This window comes from Sediminimonas sp. (genome assembly GCF_024637375.1).
In the GTDB taxonomy this organism is placed as follows: Bacteria; Pseudomonadota; Alphaproteobacteria; order Rhodobacterales; family Rhodobacteraceae; genus Sediminimonas.
The window spans coordinates 1-13,679 of record NZ_JAGXFK010000024.1 but is presented as its reverse complement, the minus strand read 5'-3'; the positions used below and the strand labels follow the sequence as shown (position 1 = coordinate 13,679).

The following is a 13,679-nucleotide window of genomic DNA, read 5'->3' as shown; positions in this document are numbered from 1 at the left end:
GGTGAGCGCCGCCCAGCCCCCGACCGAATGCACGATGGTCGAGCCGGCGAAATCGGAAAAGCCGATTTCCGACAGGTAACCGCCGCCCCAGCTCCAACTGGCCTGGATCGGGTAGATCAGCGCCGTCAGCACCACCACGAACGCCAGGAACGGCCAGAGCTTGATCCGCTCGGCCACGGTGCCCGACACGATCGAGGCGGTGGTGGCCACGAACATGAGCTGGAAGAAGTAGTCCGACCCGGTCGAGGCATAGTCGTAGGCGTCGGCATTGGCCGCGGTCACGCCCACCGGCTCAAGTATCGCGACGCCCAGCGCGCCCAACCACGCCGGCACCATCCAGCCGTCGCCGGGATACATCAGGACGTAGCCGATCACGTAGTACATGATCGCCGCGACCGAGAAGAGCCCGATATTCTTGGTCAACTGCATCACAACGTTCTTGGAACGCACCAGGCCGGCCTCGAGCATGGCGAATCCCGCCGCCATCCAGAACACCAGGAAGCCGCCGATCAGGAACAGCAGCGTGTTGAAGATAAAGACCGAATCGGTCGGCACGGCGGTCGGCGCGGCATCTTGCGCCTGGGCCAGACCCGGCATCAGGACGGCCGCGGCCACCAGCCCGGATTTCACGATGGGTTTCATGTACTCTTGTCCTTTCGAGTAAGTGATTTCACGCTTGCGTGCGGGGCATCGGCGATCACAGCGCATCTTCGCCGCTCTCGCCGGTGCGCACGCGCATGGCCTGTGCCAGATCCAGAACAAAGATCTTGCCGTCGCCGATCTTGCCGGTGCGGGCGGCGCTGGTGATCGCCTCTGCCACCTGGTCGGCCATCGAATCGCTGACCGCGATTTCGAGCTTGATCTTGGGTACGAAATTCACGGCGTATTCGGCGCCGCGATAGATTTCGGTGTGGCCGGACTGAGCGCCGAAGCCCTTGATCTCGGTCACCATCATGCCGCGCACGCCGATATCGGTCAGCGCCTCGCGGACCTCCTCCAGCTTGAACGGCTTGATCGTCGCTATGACTAGTTTCACCTTGGTCCCCTTCATGGCTTGCGACGGGGCAGCCCGCCTGTTTGCACCTGCAGCAAAGCCGCCGATGCCCCTGCCGCGAAAGGGTTGGGCGCGCAATCCTGCCCGGAAATGGCAGCATGCCGCACAAGTATTAGTCACTATGTGCTATACGCCTAAATTTTGTGCAGTAATTATATTCGGGAAGAGCCAAGCACAGGGTCAACATTTCCCGCCACGGCGCGTATGATGCGCAAAAACAAGGTCCGGGCAGCGCAGCGAATGAAGAATTCAGGACGAAAGACTCCTCGCCTCGTGGCCGACAAACGCCATGGCGGGCGCAAGGCGGCGCCACGCAAACCCCGCAAGGGCGCGCCCCGGCGCAAGACCCGCAAGCGGCGCAACCCTGTCGTGGCGGCGGTACTGGGCCTGGTGCGGCTGGTCTGGCGGGTGATCTGGGCGTTCATCTGGCGTATCGGGCTGGTCATGGCGCTGATCGTCGGGCTAGCCACCGCCTATGTCTATGCCACGCTGCCGCCGGTGGGGGATCTTCTTGACGGGCGTGCCAGCGGCTCGGTCACCATGCTCGATCGCGACGGCGCGGTGTTCGCCTGGCGCGGCGATCAGTTCGGTGGCGTTGTCACCGCCGATACCGTGTCGCCGCACCTGAAAAACGCGGTCGTGGCCACCGAGGACAAGCGTTTCTACCGCCATATCGGCGTTGATCCGATCGGCATTGCCGGGGCGATCCGCATCAATCTGAGCGAGGGGCGCGGCCCGCTGTCGGGCAACGGCGGATCGACGATCACGCAGCAGACGGCCAAGCTGCTGTGCCTGGGCGTGCAGTACGACCCGGCCGAATGGGAAAACGAGGCCGCCTACGAGGCCGATTGCCGCCAATCGACCCTCTGGCGCAAGGCCAAGGAGGCGATCTTCGCGCTGGCGATGGAGGCCAAGTATTCCAAGGACGATATCCTGACGGTCTACCTCAACCGCGCCTACATGGGCGGCGGCGCCTACGGGGCCGAGGCGGCGGCGCAACGTTTCTTCGGCAAGTCCGCGGCCCAACTGACCCCGACCGAGGGCGCCATGCTGGCCGGCCTGCTGACCGCGCCCACAACGCTGGCGCCGACCAACAATCTGGAACGTTCGCGCAACCGCGCCTCGGTGGTGATCGGGCTGATGCACGAACAGGGCTACCTGTCGGACAACGCGGCGCAGCGTGCCCTCGACAATCCCGCTGCTCTGTCCGAGGCGGCAGAATCCCGCGCCGGCGGTTACTTCGCCGACTGGGTCATGTCCTCGGGGCCTGATTTCTTTACCCGCAACACCAGCGATGACGTGATCATCCGCACCACGCTGGACCAGCGCATCCAGACCGCCGCCGAAGAGGGCCTTACCCGCGTGTTCGAGGACGAGGTGCGCGACGGATCGAAGGCGCAGGCGGCGGTGGTGGTGATGTCAGCCGACGGCGCGGTGCGTGCCATGGTCGGCGGGCGCGACACCCGTGCAATCGGGGCCTTCAACCGCGCCACCCAGGCGCTGCGGCAGACCGGTTCGGCGTTCAAGCCGTTCGTCTATGCCGCGGCGCTGGAACTGGGCTATTCGCCGCTGGATACCGTCGAGGACGCGCCGCTTACCATCGACGTGCCGGGCTCGGGGCCGTGGTCGCCACAGAACTACGACCGCAAGTATCACGGCACCGTCACCCTGGCCGAGGCGCTGCGCAGTTCGCTCAACGTGCCGGCGGTCAAGATCGCGCAGAGCGTCGGGCTGGAGCGGGTGCGTCGCATCGCTGCCGATTTCGGCATCGAGTCGGACCTGGCCCTTGGCCCGGCGCTCGCGCTCGGTGCGTCCGAATCGACCCTGATCGAGATGACGGGCGCCTATGCCGGCATCCTCAACGGCGGCAGTGCCGTCACGCCCTACGGGCTGCAAAGCCTGACCATGCTGGGCGAGGACGAGCCGCTTATGACCGCGACCGGCGGAATCGAGGAACGGGTGATTCGCCGCGACGCCGCCGAGCAACTGGCATGGATGATGCACCGCGTCGTCGCCCAGGGCACCGGCCGCCGCGCGGCGCTCGACGGCTGGCAGGCGGCCGGCAAGACCGGCACCACGCAGGCGGCGCGCGATGCCTGGTTCATCGGCTTTACCGCCGATTACGTCGCCGGGGTGTGGATGGGCTATGACGACAATACGCCGCTGAGCGGAGTCACCGGTGGGGGGCTGCCGGCCGAGATCTGGCACGAGGTGATGGCCGGTGTGCACGAAGGCGACGCACCGCGCCCACTGCCGATGCGCGCGCCGGACCCCGTGAAGCCGGTCGATGCACCGCAGGCGCCCGGCGCTGCGCGGCCCCGGAACCCGATCGAGCAGCTGTTGCGCGGCTTGCTGGGCGGCGGTTGAGGCGATCCGCCGCGCGCGGAGATCAGCCGATCTTGCGCAGATCCGCGATCATCCGGTCGATATCGCGGCCGCGCGCGTCCAGCATGGCGCCGATTTCGCTCCGTTCGGTCAGCAGCATGTTCACGCCTTCGATGAACATGTTGAAAAACTTGTCGGCGCCGCTGCGGTCCGAGACCAGGAAAGTGACGGCAAAGGGCGCCTCACCACGCAGGTGGGCGGTTGTCCTGACCTCGTAGAAGCTCTTGATCTTGCGGGCCTCGTTCACCACGATCTTGCCGCCGATGAATTCGCGGAACCGGCGGCCGTATTTCACCGATATGTAGCGTTTGAACACTTCGGTAAATTCACGCAATTGCGCCGCCGAGGCGCGCCGCGCGTCGACCCCAAGCGCGTACCGCGCGATGGTCGGCACATCGGCGTAGCGTTCAAAGATGCGCTCGAAATCGCGATACATCTGGGTTTCGGACCGGCCGGAGGAAATGACCGCGTTGATATCGGCCACCACCTTGTCGACCAGCACCTTGGCGCGCTGCGTATCAAGCGCCCGTGCCGGCCCGGGCAGCGCCACCATCGCGGCGACCCCGGCGGCCAGCCCAAGGATGGCGCGGCGGCTGTGGTTACTCGGCATAAGGATCGGCGTAGGGATCGGCATAGGGGGCCTCGTCTGAGTCTGCACCGGCGGTCCCGCCATCGGTGCTGTAAGGGTCTGTGTAAAGGGCATCCATGTCACCGCCCAGTTCGAACCGGCGGGACTGCAAGTATATCATCCGCGCCTGCGCATAGCTATCGGCGCTGTCATACAGGATCGAATCGACCGTGTCGCCGTATCGGCCCCGGTCGCCCAGGCGTTTGGCCACGCGGGCAGCTCGGGCGTAATGTCGTTCGGGGCTGGGAAGGGTGTAGGATAGCGGGTTGGTGAACAGATCCACCAGCTTGCCCACCGCGTCGCGTTCGGTCGAGGGGCCGAGAACCGGCAGTTCCAGGTAGGCGCCCTCGGGTGCGCCCCAGACATGCAGCGTCTCGCCGAAATCGGTTTCCTCGGCGGTCACCCCGAATGCGCCGGCCGCGTCGATGATGCCGCCGATCCCGAAGGTGCTGTTGATGACGAACCGGTAAAGGTTGATGCCGCTGCCGCGCAGGTCGCCCTGCAACAGGTGGTTCACCGCCATCCCCGGGGTCGAGAGATTTTGCGCGAAATTGCTGACATTGTCGCGCAGCCCCGTCGGCACGGCCCCGCCGTAGGCACCGCTTGCCGGTCGTACCAGCGCCCGGTCGAGCGCCCGGTTGAACCGGTGCGTTGCGCGGTTGTTCTCTTCGTAGGGGTCGAAGAACCCGTCGCGCGTCACTGCGCCATCGTGCGGCGTGCAGCCGGCCACGGCGAGCGCCGCCGCGAGTAAAGCGAATCGGCTGAATCGGGGGCGGGGCAAAGAGAACATACGAAATTCGGACCTGTGCGCGATGCGTGACTATCCCCCTAACCTAAATCGTAACCCGGTTGAACCCAGAGCGGCTGCACGACTTGTCGCGGGGCTGTGGCAGTTTGGCGACAATTTGCGCAACCTGGACGGTGACCGCGGCGGCCGGGCATGCTCTAAGGGAAGTCAGCGACAAGTGCAGGATTGGGCACACCCCGATGCGCGACAGGAATATAGACGCCGGCCTTTCGGAACTGCGCGCCGCACGGCGGCAGAACCGGCCGCTGATCATCCGCGCTCGCATCGCCCCGACCGACATCGACCGCGTTTTTCCCGGCCAGCGGGTGCTGCTGCGCTTTACCGCGCTCGACCGGCGCAACACCCCGGAACTGGTCGGCCGCGTCTCGCAGATATCAGCCGACACGTTTGAGGACGAGCGCACCGGCCGGGCCTATTACCGTGCCCGCATCGTCATGGCCCAGGGCGAACAGGCCAAGCTTCCCGACGGCGCGGTGCTGATCCCCGGCATGCCTGTGGAAACCTTCATCCGCACCGCCGATCGCACCCCGCTTGCCTACCTCGTCAAGCCGCTGGCTGACTACTTCAGCCGCGCCTTTCGCGAATGACGCCGGCACGCGGTTTTCGTTTTCCAACCGGGGCGATTCCGGTTAGCGTCCGCGCGATGCAACCAGCCGGAGGATGCCATGACCAGCGCCATCGAGAAACGCCTTGCCGACATGGGCGTCACGCTGCCCGACGCGCCCGCGCCCGCCGCAAATTACGTGCCGTTCGTGCAGGTGGGCGACATGGTGCACATCTCGGGCCAGATCGCCAGCGACGCGGACGGGTTGATCACCGGCAAGCTGGGTGACGGCATGACGACCGCGGAAGGCGCCGGCGCCGCGCGTGCCTGCGCCATCGCCCTGCTGGCGCAACTCAAGGTGGCCTGCGGCGGCGACCTCGATCGGCTTCGGCGGGTGGTCAAGCTGACCGGGTTCGTCAATTCCACCCCCGAATTCACCGAGCAGCCGCAAGTCATCAACGGTGCTTCGGATTTCATGGTCGAGGCCCTGGGCGAAGCCGGTCGTCACGCGCGCGCCGCGGTTTCGGCGCCGTCGCTGCCGATGGGCGTGGCGGTGGAAATAGACGGGTTGTTCCAGATCGCATGACGACACTTCCCGACGCCTTTCTGAAGGCCCCGATCGCACACCGCGCCCTGCACGATATCGACGCGGGGCGGCCCGAGAACTCGCTCAGCGCCATCCGCGCCGCCATCGACGCCGGCTACGGCATCGAGATCGATCTGCAACTGTCCTCGGACGGGCAGGCGATGGTGTTCCACGACTACGACCTTGGGCGCCTGACCATCGAAGGCGGGCCGATCCGCAAACGCAGCGCCACCGAACTGGCGCGCATCCCGCTCAAGGGCGGGCGCGACACCGTGCGCACCCTGCCCGAGGTGCTTGACCTGGTCGCCGGGCGGGTGCCGCTGCTGATCGAGATCAAGGATCAGGACGGCGCCATGGGCGGCAACCTGGGCCGGCTGGAACAGGCCGCCGCAACGGCGCTTTCGGGCTACGAGGGGCCGGCGGCGGTGATGTCGTTCAACCCGCAATCCATGCTCAGGATGGCTGCGCTGGCCCCCGACCTGCCGCGCGGCCTGACGACCTGTTCCTTCACGCCCGAGGACTGGCCGCTGCTGCCCGCCGGCACGCTGGAGCGGCTGCGCGCGATTCCCGATTTCAATCATGTCGGCGCCAGCTTCATCAGCCACGAGGCGCGTGACCTCAACCGCCCGCGCGTGAGCGATCTGACCAACCGCGGTGCGGCGATCCTGTGCTGGACGATCCGCACCCCGAGGCAGGAGGCCGAGGCGCGCAAGGTGGCCCACAACATCACCTTCGAGGGCTACCTTCCGCCGATACCGTCTTGAACACGCTTCGCTGGAGACCAGTTTCTTCGCATGGGCACCACCATCACGGAAAAGGCCGAAGCGGTGAGCAAGACAGTGGAGATTCGCACCCATGGCACGCTGGCGGACATCACGCCGGGCGATTGGGATGCCTGCGCCTGCCCCGAGGCCGCGGATGGCGGCCGCCCCATCGACCCGTTCACCACCTACCGGTTCCTGCGCGCGCTTGAGGATAGCGGCTCGGTCGGGGCGGGCACCGGCTGGCAGCCGAGCTACCTGACCGCGCACCAGGGCGGCCAGGTCATTGCCTGCGCCCCTCTATACGCCAAGGGTCACAGTCAGGGCGAATACATCTTCGACCATAACTGGGCGCACGCCTATGAACGCGCCGGCGGCCGCTACTACCCGAAACTGCAAATCGCGGTGCCCTTTACCCCCGCCGCCGGGCGGCGGCTGCTGACCCGGCCGGGGCATACCGAGGCCGGGCGCGCCGCGCTGGTGCAGGGCGCACGGCAACTGGCGGCGGAAAACGGGCTGTCGTCGCTGCACGTCACCTTTTGCACCGAGGACGAGGCGCAATCGGCGACCGCCCTCGACCTGATGCACCGGGTCACGCAGCAATACCACTGGCACAACCGGGGCTACGCCGATTTCGATGCCTTCCTCGCCGCGCTCAACGCGCGCAAGCGCAAGATGATCCGCAAGGAACGCGCCCGCGCCGGCGCCTTCGGCGGCGAGGTTCATACCTTCACCGGCGACGCGATCGAACCCGCGCACTGGGATGCGTTCTGGACCTTCTACCAGGACACCGGGGCGCGCAAATGGGGCATGCCGTATCTGACACGCGATTTCTTCGAGCGGGTCCATGCGGACATGCGCGACGACGTGGCGCTGGTGATGGCCTTTCGTGGCGGGCGGCCGGTGGCGGGGGCGCTCAACTTCATCGGGCGGCAAGCGCTTTTTGGCCGCTACTGGGGTTGTGTCGAAGATCATCCCTGCCTGCATTTCGAATGCTGTTATTATCGTGCCATGGATTTTGCCATCGAGCACGGGCTGGCGCGGGTCGAGGCCGGCGCCCAGGGTGAACACAAGATCGCCCGCGGCTATCTGCCCGCGCGCACCCATTCGTTGCACTGGATCGCAGATCCGGGCTTTGCACGGGCGGTGGCGCAATACCTCGATGCCGAACGCGCGGCGGTCTCGGAGGATATCGAGATCCTGACCGACTACGGCCCTTTCAAAAATGCCCAAGTGGAGGAACAGCAATGACCGAGAAACTCAGCGACACGGGCCGCAAGACCATGCTGGCGCCGCTTCTGGACAATGGCTGGCTTATGGCCGAAGGCCGCGACGCGATCACCAAGACCTTTGAGTTCACCGATTTCACCGACGCCTTCGCGTGGATGACACGCGCCGCGCTTTGGGCCGAGAAGTGGGATCACCACCCGGAATGGCGCAACGTCTACAAGACCGTCGAGGTGACGCTGACCACCCACGACGTGGACGGGTTGAGCGCGCTCGATGCCAAGCTGGCGCGCAAGTTCGACCAACTCGCCGGGGAGTGACCCACCGGAATGTGCTCAGCCCGCCAGCGCCGCCTCGGCGGCGTGGGCGATGCGCAGCAGCGACTCCTCGCGCCCCGTCGACGCGATCATCAACCCGCTGCTTGGCACGCCGGTGGGCAGGGTGACCGCGCACAGCCCCATCAGGTTGGCCACCCTTGTGTTGCGCAGCACGCGCAGGTTCTCGCGCACGTAATAGGCGCCGTCGGTTTGCAGCCGGTCTATTTCCGGCGGCACCGAGGGGCACGACGGCATCAGAACCCCGTCGAACCCTGCTACCCGCGCCGCCCATTGTGCGCGGTAGTGGCGCAGCGCGATCCAGCCGGCCACGTAATCGGGGCCCGAATGGGCCTGCCCGGCCCTGAATCGCTCCAGAATCGGGGGATACATCGCCTCGGGGTGCGCCTCGATACTGTCGCGCCAATAGCCGTAGGCGTCGGTGGTGAACAGCACGCCCGACAATTCCATCGCGTGGGCGATTTCTGGCGCCTCCAGCGGTGTGATCTGTGCACCGGCGTCTTGCAGGGCCGCCGTGGCATCGGCGAAGGCGCGCGCGGGGGCGTCGTCAAGATCGTCCATCACCACCGTCTGCAACGCCGCGAAGCGCCGGCCCTTCAGCGACGCACCGCGCAGGTCGGGCGCCGGGCCACCTTCGAGCAGCCCAAGCATCAACGCCGCGTCTTCCACCGTGCGGGCCAGCGGGCCGACAGTGTCGAAGGTCTCGCACAGCGGCACCACGCCCTCCAGCGACAGCCGGCCGTGGGTTGTCTTGAGGCCGACAAGATCGTTCCATGCCGCCGGGATGCGTACCGACCCGCCGGTGTCACTGCCCACCGCAACCGGCGCCAGCCCGTGCGCGACGCTGGCCGCTGCCCCCGATGACGAACCACCGGCGACGCGCGCCGGGTCGTGCACGCAGGGCGCCGTTTCGGTGATCGGGTTCAGCCCCAGGCCGGAAAACGCCAGCTCGCTCATGTGGGTTTTGCCAAGGCAGACCAGCCCCGCCGCGGTGGCATTGCGCAGCACCCGCGCGTCGCGTTTCGGCACTCGCCCCGCCAGCAGGGCCGACCCCGCCTCGGTCGCCACGCCGGCGGTGTCGAACAGGTCTTTCCAACTGGCTGGCACCCCGTCGAGCGGCGAAAGCCGCTGGCCCGACCGCGCCCGTTCGGCGGCGGCGTGCGCTTCGGCCTCGGCGCGCTCGGGCGTGAGCCGGGCATAGATGCGCGCACCCATCGGGTGCGCCGCGGCCGCATCAAGGCAGGCGCGCGTCAGTTCCACCGGGTCAACCGCGCCGCGCCCGATCGCGCGGCCCAGCTCCGCCGCGCTCATTCCAAGCCGCTCGTCCATGTCCTGCCCCTCTTCAATACGGTTTTCGCGACCGTAGCGGCAGCGCGGCGCATGGACAATCCCGCCACGCTGCCCATATTGGGGCACATGACACATGACAGCGACCTTCTGATCGTCGGTGGCGGGCTCAACGGCCCGGCGCTTGCCCTTGCCGCCGCCCGTTCCGGGCTGACCGCCACGGTGATCGACGCGCATCCCGTCGCGGATCTCACCGATGCCGCCTTCGACGGGCGGGCCTACGCGCTGGCGCTGTCGTCGGTGCGGCTGTTGCGCAACCTGGGACTGTGGGACGAGCTGGCCGACGACAGCCAGCCGATCCTGGAAATCAAGGTCAGCGATGGGCGCGCCGGCGAGGGACCGCTGTCGAACTTCTTTCTGCACTTCGATCATGCCGAGATCGAGGAAGGCCCGATGGGCCACATGCTGGAAGACCGCTTCCTGCGCCGCGCGCTGCAGGGGGCGATGGCCGAGACGCCATCCAGCACCCGCATCAACGCCGCCCGCGTCACCGTGCAGGATGTCGACGAGGTCGGCGTGACGCTGACGCTCGACGACGGGCGATGCTTGCGCGGGCGCGTTCTGGTGGGCGCTGACGGGCGCGAATCGGGCACCGCGGCGCGCGCGGCTATCAAGCGCACCGGTTGGGATTACGGGCAGACCGCGCTGGTCTGCGCGATCGAGCATGACCTGCCCCATCACGGCATCGCGCACCAGTTCTTCATGCCGCCCGGGCCGCTGGCGATTCTGCCGCTGCCGGGCAACCGCTCGTCGATCGTGTGGTCGGAAACGCACCAGAACGCGGCGCGGTTCCATGCCCTGCCCGAGCCCGAGTATATCGAGATGCTGCGCCCGCGCTTCGGCGATTTCCTGGGCGATATCCGCCTCGCCGGGGGGCGCTATCGCTATCCGCTGAGCCTGAGCATCGCCAACGCCTTCGTGGCCGAGCGGCTGGCGCTGATCGGTGACGCCGCGCACGGGATGCACCCGATCGCCGGGCAGGGACTCAATGCCGGGCTGCGCGACGTGGCCGCGTTGGCGCAGGTGCTCTCAGATGCCAGCCGCCGTGGCGAGGACATTGCCGCGCCGGATGTTCTGGCCCGCTACCAGCAATGGCGCCGCTTCGACACGGCGACGCTGGCGCTGACCACCGACATGACCAACAGGTTGTTTTCCAACGACAACCCGCTGGTGCGCGCCGGGCGCGACCTGGGGTTGGGGGCGATCAACGCGGTCCCGGCTCTGCGCCGCGGGCTGATGCGCGAGGCGGCCGGCCTGACTGGCGATCTGCCCGAACTGATGCAACCCTGAGACGCGGCCTCGGCGCTCAGTCGTCGAGCGCGCGCGCCTCGTCGATCAGCATTACCGGGATGCCGTCGCGGATCGGGTAGGCGATATGGCCGCTCTTGCTGATCAGTTCCTGCCGGGTGGCATCGTATTCCAGCCGGCCGCCGGTCTTGGGACAAATCAGCGCCGCCAGCATGTGGCGGTCGAAACGCGGTGTCGCCTGTCGGCGCTCCGCGGGGTCTTGTTGAGGGTCGGTCATTGGATGATCTCCTCGGAATCGCCACCGCGCAGATCGTATTCGATCAGGGTGACAAGGGTTTCGCGCCGCGTCGAAAGGCAGGGTGCCTCCAGCAGCGCCTGCTTGTCCTCGGGGTCGAAATCCAGCATCATCGACAGCGAATTGATCAGCAATTCGTCTTCCGCCTCGCGCAGGGTTTCCCAATCGGTCTGAAGCTGGCGGCTGGCGAAGTAGCGCGACAGAAGGTCCATGAACGCGGCGCGGTCGAAGTCGGTATCGGCTTCCTCTTTGCGGACGAGGTCGCGCTCGAACCCGTCCCAGGTTACCTCGCAGCGCCGGTAGGGGGTAAAGCCCTCGACCTCGCGCGCGACGCGAAAGCGCGACATGCCCGTAAGCGTGATCATGTAGCGACCGTCCTCGGTTTCCGAAAACTGCGTGATCCGCCCGGCGCAACCGATCTGCTGCAAGCCCCTGTCGTCGCGCCCGCCGCGGCTGTTGGGCTGGATCATCCCGATCAGCCGCTCGGGGGTCTTGAGCGCGTCGTCCAGCATCGCCAGATAGCGCGGCTCGAAGATGTGCAGCGGCAGGCGCGAGCGCGGCAGCAACAGCGCCCCCGGCAGCGGAAAGACCGGGATGGTGCGGGGCAGGTCGGGACGTTTCGTCATGACGTCTAACCTAGCCCGCCCATCGGTTCAGGCAAACAGGATCGAGCTGAGCTTGCGCCGCCCGTTCAGCGCCACCGGGTCGTTAGGTTTGAGCGCGTCGAAGATCTTGAAAAGCTGCTGCTTGGCGGCACCGTCGTTCCAGTCGCGGTCGCGGCGCACCACGTTCAGCAGTTCCTCGACCGCGTCGTCGACCTTGCCGTTGGCATAAAGCGCCTGCGCCAGGTCGAACCGGGCCTGGTGGCTGTCGGGGTTCGCCTCGACTGCGGCGCGCAAATCGTCCAGCGGCCCGGCCTCGGCCACCTGCCGGGCGAGCTCCAGTTGCGCATGCGCGGCCTCCAGTGGCGCCGCCTTGGAAATCTCCACCGGTGCGCCGTTCAGTACCGCCTCGGCCTGGTCGAGATCGCCAAGCGCGATATGCGCGCGCACCAGCCCGCCGTAGGCCTCGGCGCTGCTGCCATCCTCGTCCAGGATTGCGGCGAAGGTCTGCGCGGCATCGCTGGCTGCGCCCTCGGCCAGCATCGCCTCGGCCGCTTCGATCGCCTCGGCCAGGCCGCCGCCGCCTTCGGCCCCGCCGGCCAGATCGGCGCAGCGCTTGACGAAGGCCTCGACCTCGGACCCGGCGACCGCGCCCTGGAAGCCGTCCACCGGCTGTCCCTGCCAGAAGGCATAGACGGTTGGGATAGACTGGATGCGCAACTGCCCCGCGATCGCCTGGTTCTGGTCGACGTTGACCTTGGCCATCTTCACGGCGCCGCCCGCGGCGGTCACTGCTTGTTCAAGCTGCGGACCCAGCGTCTTGCACGGGCCGCACCACGGCGCCCAGAAATCAACGATAACCGGCACGGTCTGCGAGGCCTCGATGACCTCGGCCATGAAATCGGCCTCGGTCACATCCTTGATCAGATCGCCCGCAGGTTGCGGTTGGCTTTGCCCTAGTTCCAGCATGTCGTGTCACCCTTCAAATCAGTTGCCCCCTATATGAGGGTCCGCGGCGCCGAATCAAAGCCCCGATCACAGATCGAATTCGGCAAAGACGGGCGCATGGTCGCTTGGCTTTTCCCAGCCGCGCGCGGCGCGCAGGATGCGCGAGGAATGCGCCGCGCCTGCAATGTCGGGCGTGGCCCAGACGTGATCCAGCCGCCGGCCCTTGTCGGCGGTGTCCCAGTCGCGCGCGCGGTAGGACCACCACGAATAAAGCTGCCCCTCGGGGATGTCGGTGCGCGTCACGTCGACCCATTTCGCCGCCTCTTGCGCATCGCCTAGGTGCGCGACTTCCACGGGCGTGTGGCTGACGACCTTCAGCAGTTGCTTGTGGCTCCAGACATCGTCTTCGCGCGGGGCGATGTTCAGATCGCCCACCAGGATCGACCGCGCCGCGCCTTCGCGGTGAAACCAGTCGCGCATGTCGGTGAGGTAATCCAGCTTCTGGCCGAACTTGTCGTTCACCGCCCGGTCGGGCTTGTCGCCGCCCGCCGGCACGTAGAAATTGTGGATCAGCACGCCGTTTCCCAGCCTTGCGGCGACGTGGCGGGCCTGGCCCAGGCCGGCGAAATCCAGCGCGCCGGCGTCTTCCAGCGGCAGCCGCGACAGGATCGCGACGCCGTTATAGCCCTTGTCGCCACGCGCCACCATGTGGCCATAGCCCAGATCGCGGAATGCCTCGGTCGGGATCTTGTCGACCGGCGACTTGCATTCCTGCAGGCACAGCACGTCGGGCGCCTCTTCGCGCAGCAGGCGGCACACGAGCCCCTCGCGCAGCCGGACCGAGTTGATGTTCCATGTCGCAAGGGTGAAAGGCATGTGGCGGACTCCCGAATTCCCGTTCACCCGTGCCC

Annotated in this window: 15 protein-coding genes and 1 pseudogene; 7 read left to right on the top strand and 9 right to left on the bottom strand. The window is 67.0% G+C overall.

Annotated features, from left to right (window positions below):
* Both Q0L89_RS03400 and Q0L89_RS03395 read right to left on the bottom strand, forming a co-directional pair.
* Positions 1–642: pseudogene (locus tag Q0L89_RS03400) on the bottom strand (ammonium transporter); the annotation flags it as partial.
* Positions 643–697: 55 nt separating this feature from the next.
* Positions 698–1,036 (bottom strand): P-II family nitrogen regulator, encoded by a 339-nt coding sequence (locus Q0L89_RS03395; RefSeq protein WP_296762561.1) that lies wholly within the window; start codon positions 1,034–1,036, stop codon positions 698–700.
* Between the two features lie 258 nt (positions 1,037–1,294).
* Between Q0L89_RS03395 and Q0L89_RS03390 the strand changes: the two genes are divergently transcribed.
* Positions 1,295–3,421, top strand: a complete 2,127-nt coding sequence (locus Q0L89_RS03390; protein WP_296762559.1) for a transglycosylase domain-containing protein — start codon at positions 1,295–1,297, stop codon at positions 3,419–3,421.
* 22 nt (positions 3,422–3,443) lie between these two features.
* Here the strand turns inward: Q0L89_RS03390 and Q0L89_RS03385 are convergent, their stop codons facing one another.
* Positions 3,444–4,049: a phospholipid-binding protein MlaC gene (locus tag Q0L89_RS03385; RefSeq protein WP_296762557.1), complete on the bottom strand. Its 606-nt coding sequence runs from the start codon at positions 4,047–4,049 to the stop codon at positions 3,444–3,446.
* Positions 4,039–4,797 (bottom strand): VacJ family lipoprotein, encoded by a 759-nt coding sequence (locus Q0L89_RS03380; RefSeq protein WP_296762555.1) that lies wholly within the window; start codon positions 4,795–4,797, stop codon positions 4,039–4,041. The genes Q0L89_RS03385 and Q0L89_RS03380 overlap by 11 nt, the downstream gene beginning before the upstream one ends.
* Before the next feature lie 191 nt (positions 4,798–4,988).
* Between Q0L89_RS03380 and Q0L89_RS03375 the strand changes: the two genes are divergently transcribed.
* The 5 genes from Q0L89_RS03375 (at position 4,989) to Q0L89_RS03355 (ending at position 8,313) form a co-directional block, all read left to right on the top strand.
* Positions 4,989–5,462, top strand: a complete 474-nt coding sequence (locus Q0L89_RS03375; protein ID WP_296762553.1) for an HlyD family secretion protein — start codon at positions 4,989–4,991, stop codon at positions 5,460–5,462.
* A gap of 78 nt (positions 5,463–5,540) precedes the next feature.
* On the top strand, positions 5,541–6,005 hold the full coding sequence (locus Q0L89_RS03370; RefSeq protein ID WP_296762551.1) for a RidA family protein: 465 nt from the start codon (positions 5,541–5,543) through the stop codon (positions 6,003–6,005).
* Entirely contained in the window at positions 6,002–6,769 is a 768-nt protein-coding gene (locus Q0L89_RS03365) for a glycerophosphodiester phosphodiesterase family protein (protein WP_296762550.1), read from the top strand. The genes Q0L89_RS03370 and Q0L89_RS03365 overlap by 4 nt, the downstream gene beginning before the upstream one ends.
* A gap of 30 nt (positions 6,770–6,799) precedes the next feature.
* On the top strand, positions 6,800–8,017 hold the full coding sequence (locus Q0L89_RS03360) for a GNAT family N-acetyltransferase (protein ID WP_296762549.1): 1,218 nt from the start codon (positions 6,800–6,802) through the stop codon (positions 8,015–8,017).
* Complete coding sequence (locus Q0L89_RS03355) at positions 8,014–8,313, top strand: 4a-hydroxytetrahydrobiopterin dehydratase (protein WP_296762547.1); 300 nt, start codon at positions 8,014–8,016, stop codon at positions 8,311–8,313. The genes Q0L89_RS03360 and Q0L89_RS03355 overlap by 4 nt, the downstream gene beginning before the upstream one ends.
* Positions 8,314–8,328: 15 nt before the next feature.
* On the opposite strand, the gene Q0L89_RS03350 is transcribed toward Q0L89_RS03355, so the two are convergent.
* A complete protein-coding gene (locus tag Q0L89_RS03350) occupies positions 8,329–9,657 on the bottom strand; it encodes an amidase (RefSeq protein WP_296762545.1) in 1,329 nt (442 codons plus the stop codon).
* A 51-nt stretch (positions 9,658–9,708) separates the two neighbouring features.
* On the opposite strand from Q0L89_RS03350, the gene Q0L89_RS03345 reads away from it, so the two are divergent.
* Entirely contained in the window at positions 9,709–10,965 is a 1,257-nt protein-coding gene (locus Q0L89_RS03345; RefSeq protein WP_296762543.1) for a UbiH/UbiF/VisC/COQ6 family ubiquinone biosynthesis hydroxylase, read from the top strand.
* Positions 10,966–10,981: 16 nt separating this feature from the next.
* Here Q0L89_RS03345 and Q0L89_RS03340 read toward each other — a convergent pair whose 3' ends face one another.
* From Q0L89_RS03340 to Q0L89_RS03325, 4 genes are all read right to left on the bottom strand, one after another.
* A complete protein-coding gene (locus Q0L89_RS03340; RefSeq protein WP_296762542.1) occupies positions 10,982–11,200 on the bottom strand; it encodes a Trm112 family protein in 219 nt (72 codons plus the stop codon).
* The gene (locus tag Q0L89_RS03335) at positions 11,197–11,844 is read right to left on the bottom strand and encodes an LON peptidase substrate-binding domain-containing protein (protein ID WP_296762540.1); all 648 of its coding nucleotides are present in this window, start codon (positions 11,842–11,844) and stop codon (positions 11,197–11,199) included. The genes Q0L89_RS03340 and Q0L89_RS03335 overlap by 4 nt, the downstream gene beginning before the upstream one ends.
* Before the next feature lie 27 nt (positions 11,845–11,871).
* Positions 11,872–12,789 carry a co-chaperone YbbN gene (locus tag Q0L89_RS03330; RefSeq protein WP_296762539.1) on the bottom strand — a complete coding sequence of 306 codons (918 nt, stop codon included), beginning with the start codon at positions 12,787–12,789 and terminating at the stop codon, positions 11,872–11,874.
* Positions 12,790–12,855: 66 nt separating this feature from the next.
* The gene (locus Q0L89_RS03325; RefSeq protein ID WP_296762537.1) at positions 12,856–13,644 is read right to left on the bottom strand and encodes an exodeoxyribonuclease III; all 789 of its coding nucleotides are present in this window, start codon (positions 13,642–13,644) and stop codon (positions 12,856–12,858) included.
* Positions 13,645–13,679 lie beyond the last annotated feature (35 nt).

Excerpts from the sequence above, each read along its gene's own strand:
- Q0L89_RS03390 (WP_296762559.1), top strand. The coding sequence starts at position 1,295 with ATGAAGAATTCAGGACGAAAGACTCCTCGCCTCGTGGCCGACAAACGC.
- Q0L89_RS03385 (WP_296762557.1), bottom strand. The coding sequence starts at position 4,049 with ATGCCGAGTAACCACAGCCGCCGCGCCATCCTTGGGCTGGCCGCCGGG.
- Q0L89_RS03370 (WP_296762551.1), top strand. The coding sequence starts at position 5,541 with ATGACCAGCGCCATCGAGAAACGCCTTGCCGACATGGGCGTCACGCTG.
- Q0L89_RS03365 (WP_296762550.1), top strand. The coding sequence starts at position 6,002 with ATGACGACACTTCCCGACGCCTTTCTGAAGGCCCCGATCGCACACCGC.
- Q0L89_RS03360 (WP_296762549.1), top strand. The coding sequence starts at position 6,800 with ATGGGCACCACCATCACGGAAAAGGCCGAAGCGGTGAGCAAGACAGTG.
- Q0L89_RS03355 (WP_296762547.1), top strand. The coding sequence starts at position 8,014 with ATGACCGAGAAACTCAGCGACACGGGCCGCAAGACCATGCTGGCGCCG.
- Q0L89_RS03350 (WP_296762545.1), bottom strand. The coding sequence starts at position 9,657 with ATGGACGAGCGGCTTGGAATGAGCGCGGCGGAGCTGGGCCGCGCGATC.
- Q0L89_RS03345 (WP_296762543.1), top strand. The coding sequence starts at position 9,709 with ATGGACAATCCCGCCACGCTGCCCATATTGGGGCACATGACACATGAC.
- Q0L89_RS03340 (WP_296762542.1), bottom strand. The coding sequence starts at position 11,200 with ATGACCGACCCTCAACAAGACCCCGCGGAGCGCCGACAGGCGACACCG.
- Q0L89_RS03335 (WP_296762540.1), bottom strand. The coding sequence starts at position 11,844 with ATGACGAAACGTCCCGACCTGCCCCGCACCATCCCGGTCTTTCCGCTG.
- Q0L89_RS03330 (WP_296762539.1), bottom strand. The coding sequence starts at position 12,789 with ATGCTGGAACTAGGGCAAAGCCAACCGCAACCTGCGGGCGATCTGATC.
- Q0L89_RS03325 (WP_296762537.1), bottom strand. The coding sequence starts at position 13,644 with ATGCCTTTCACCCTTGCGACATGGAACATCAACTCGGTCCGGCTGCGC.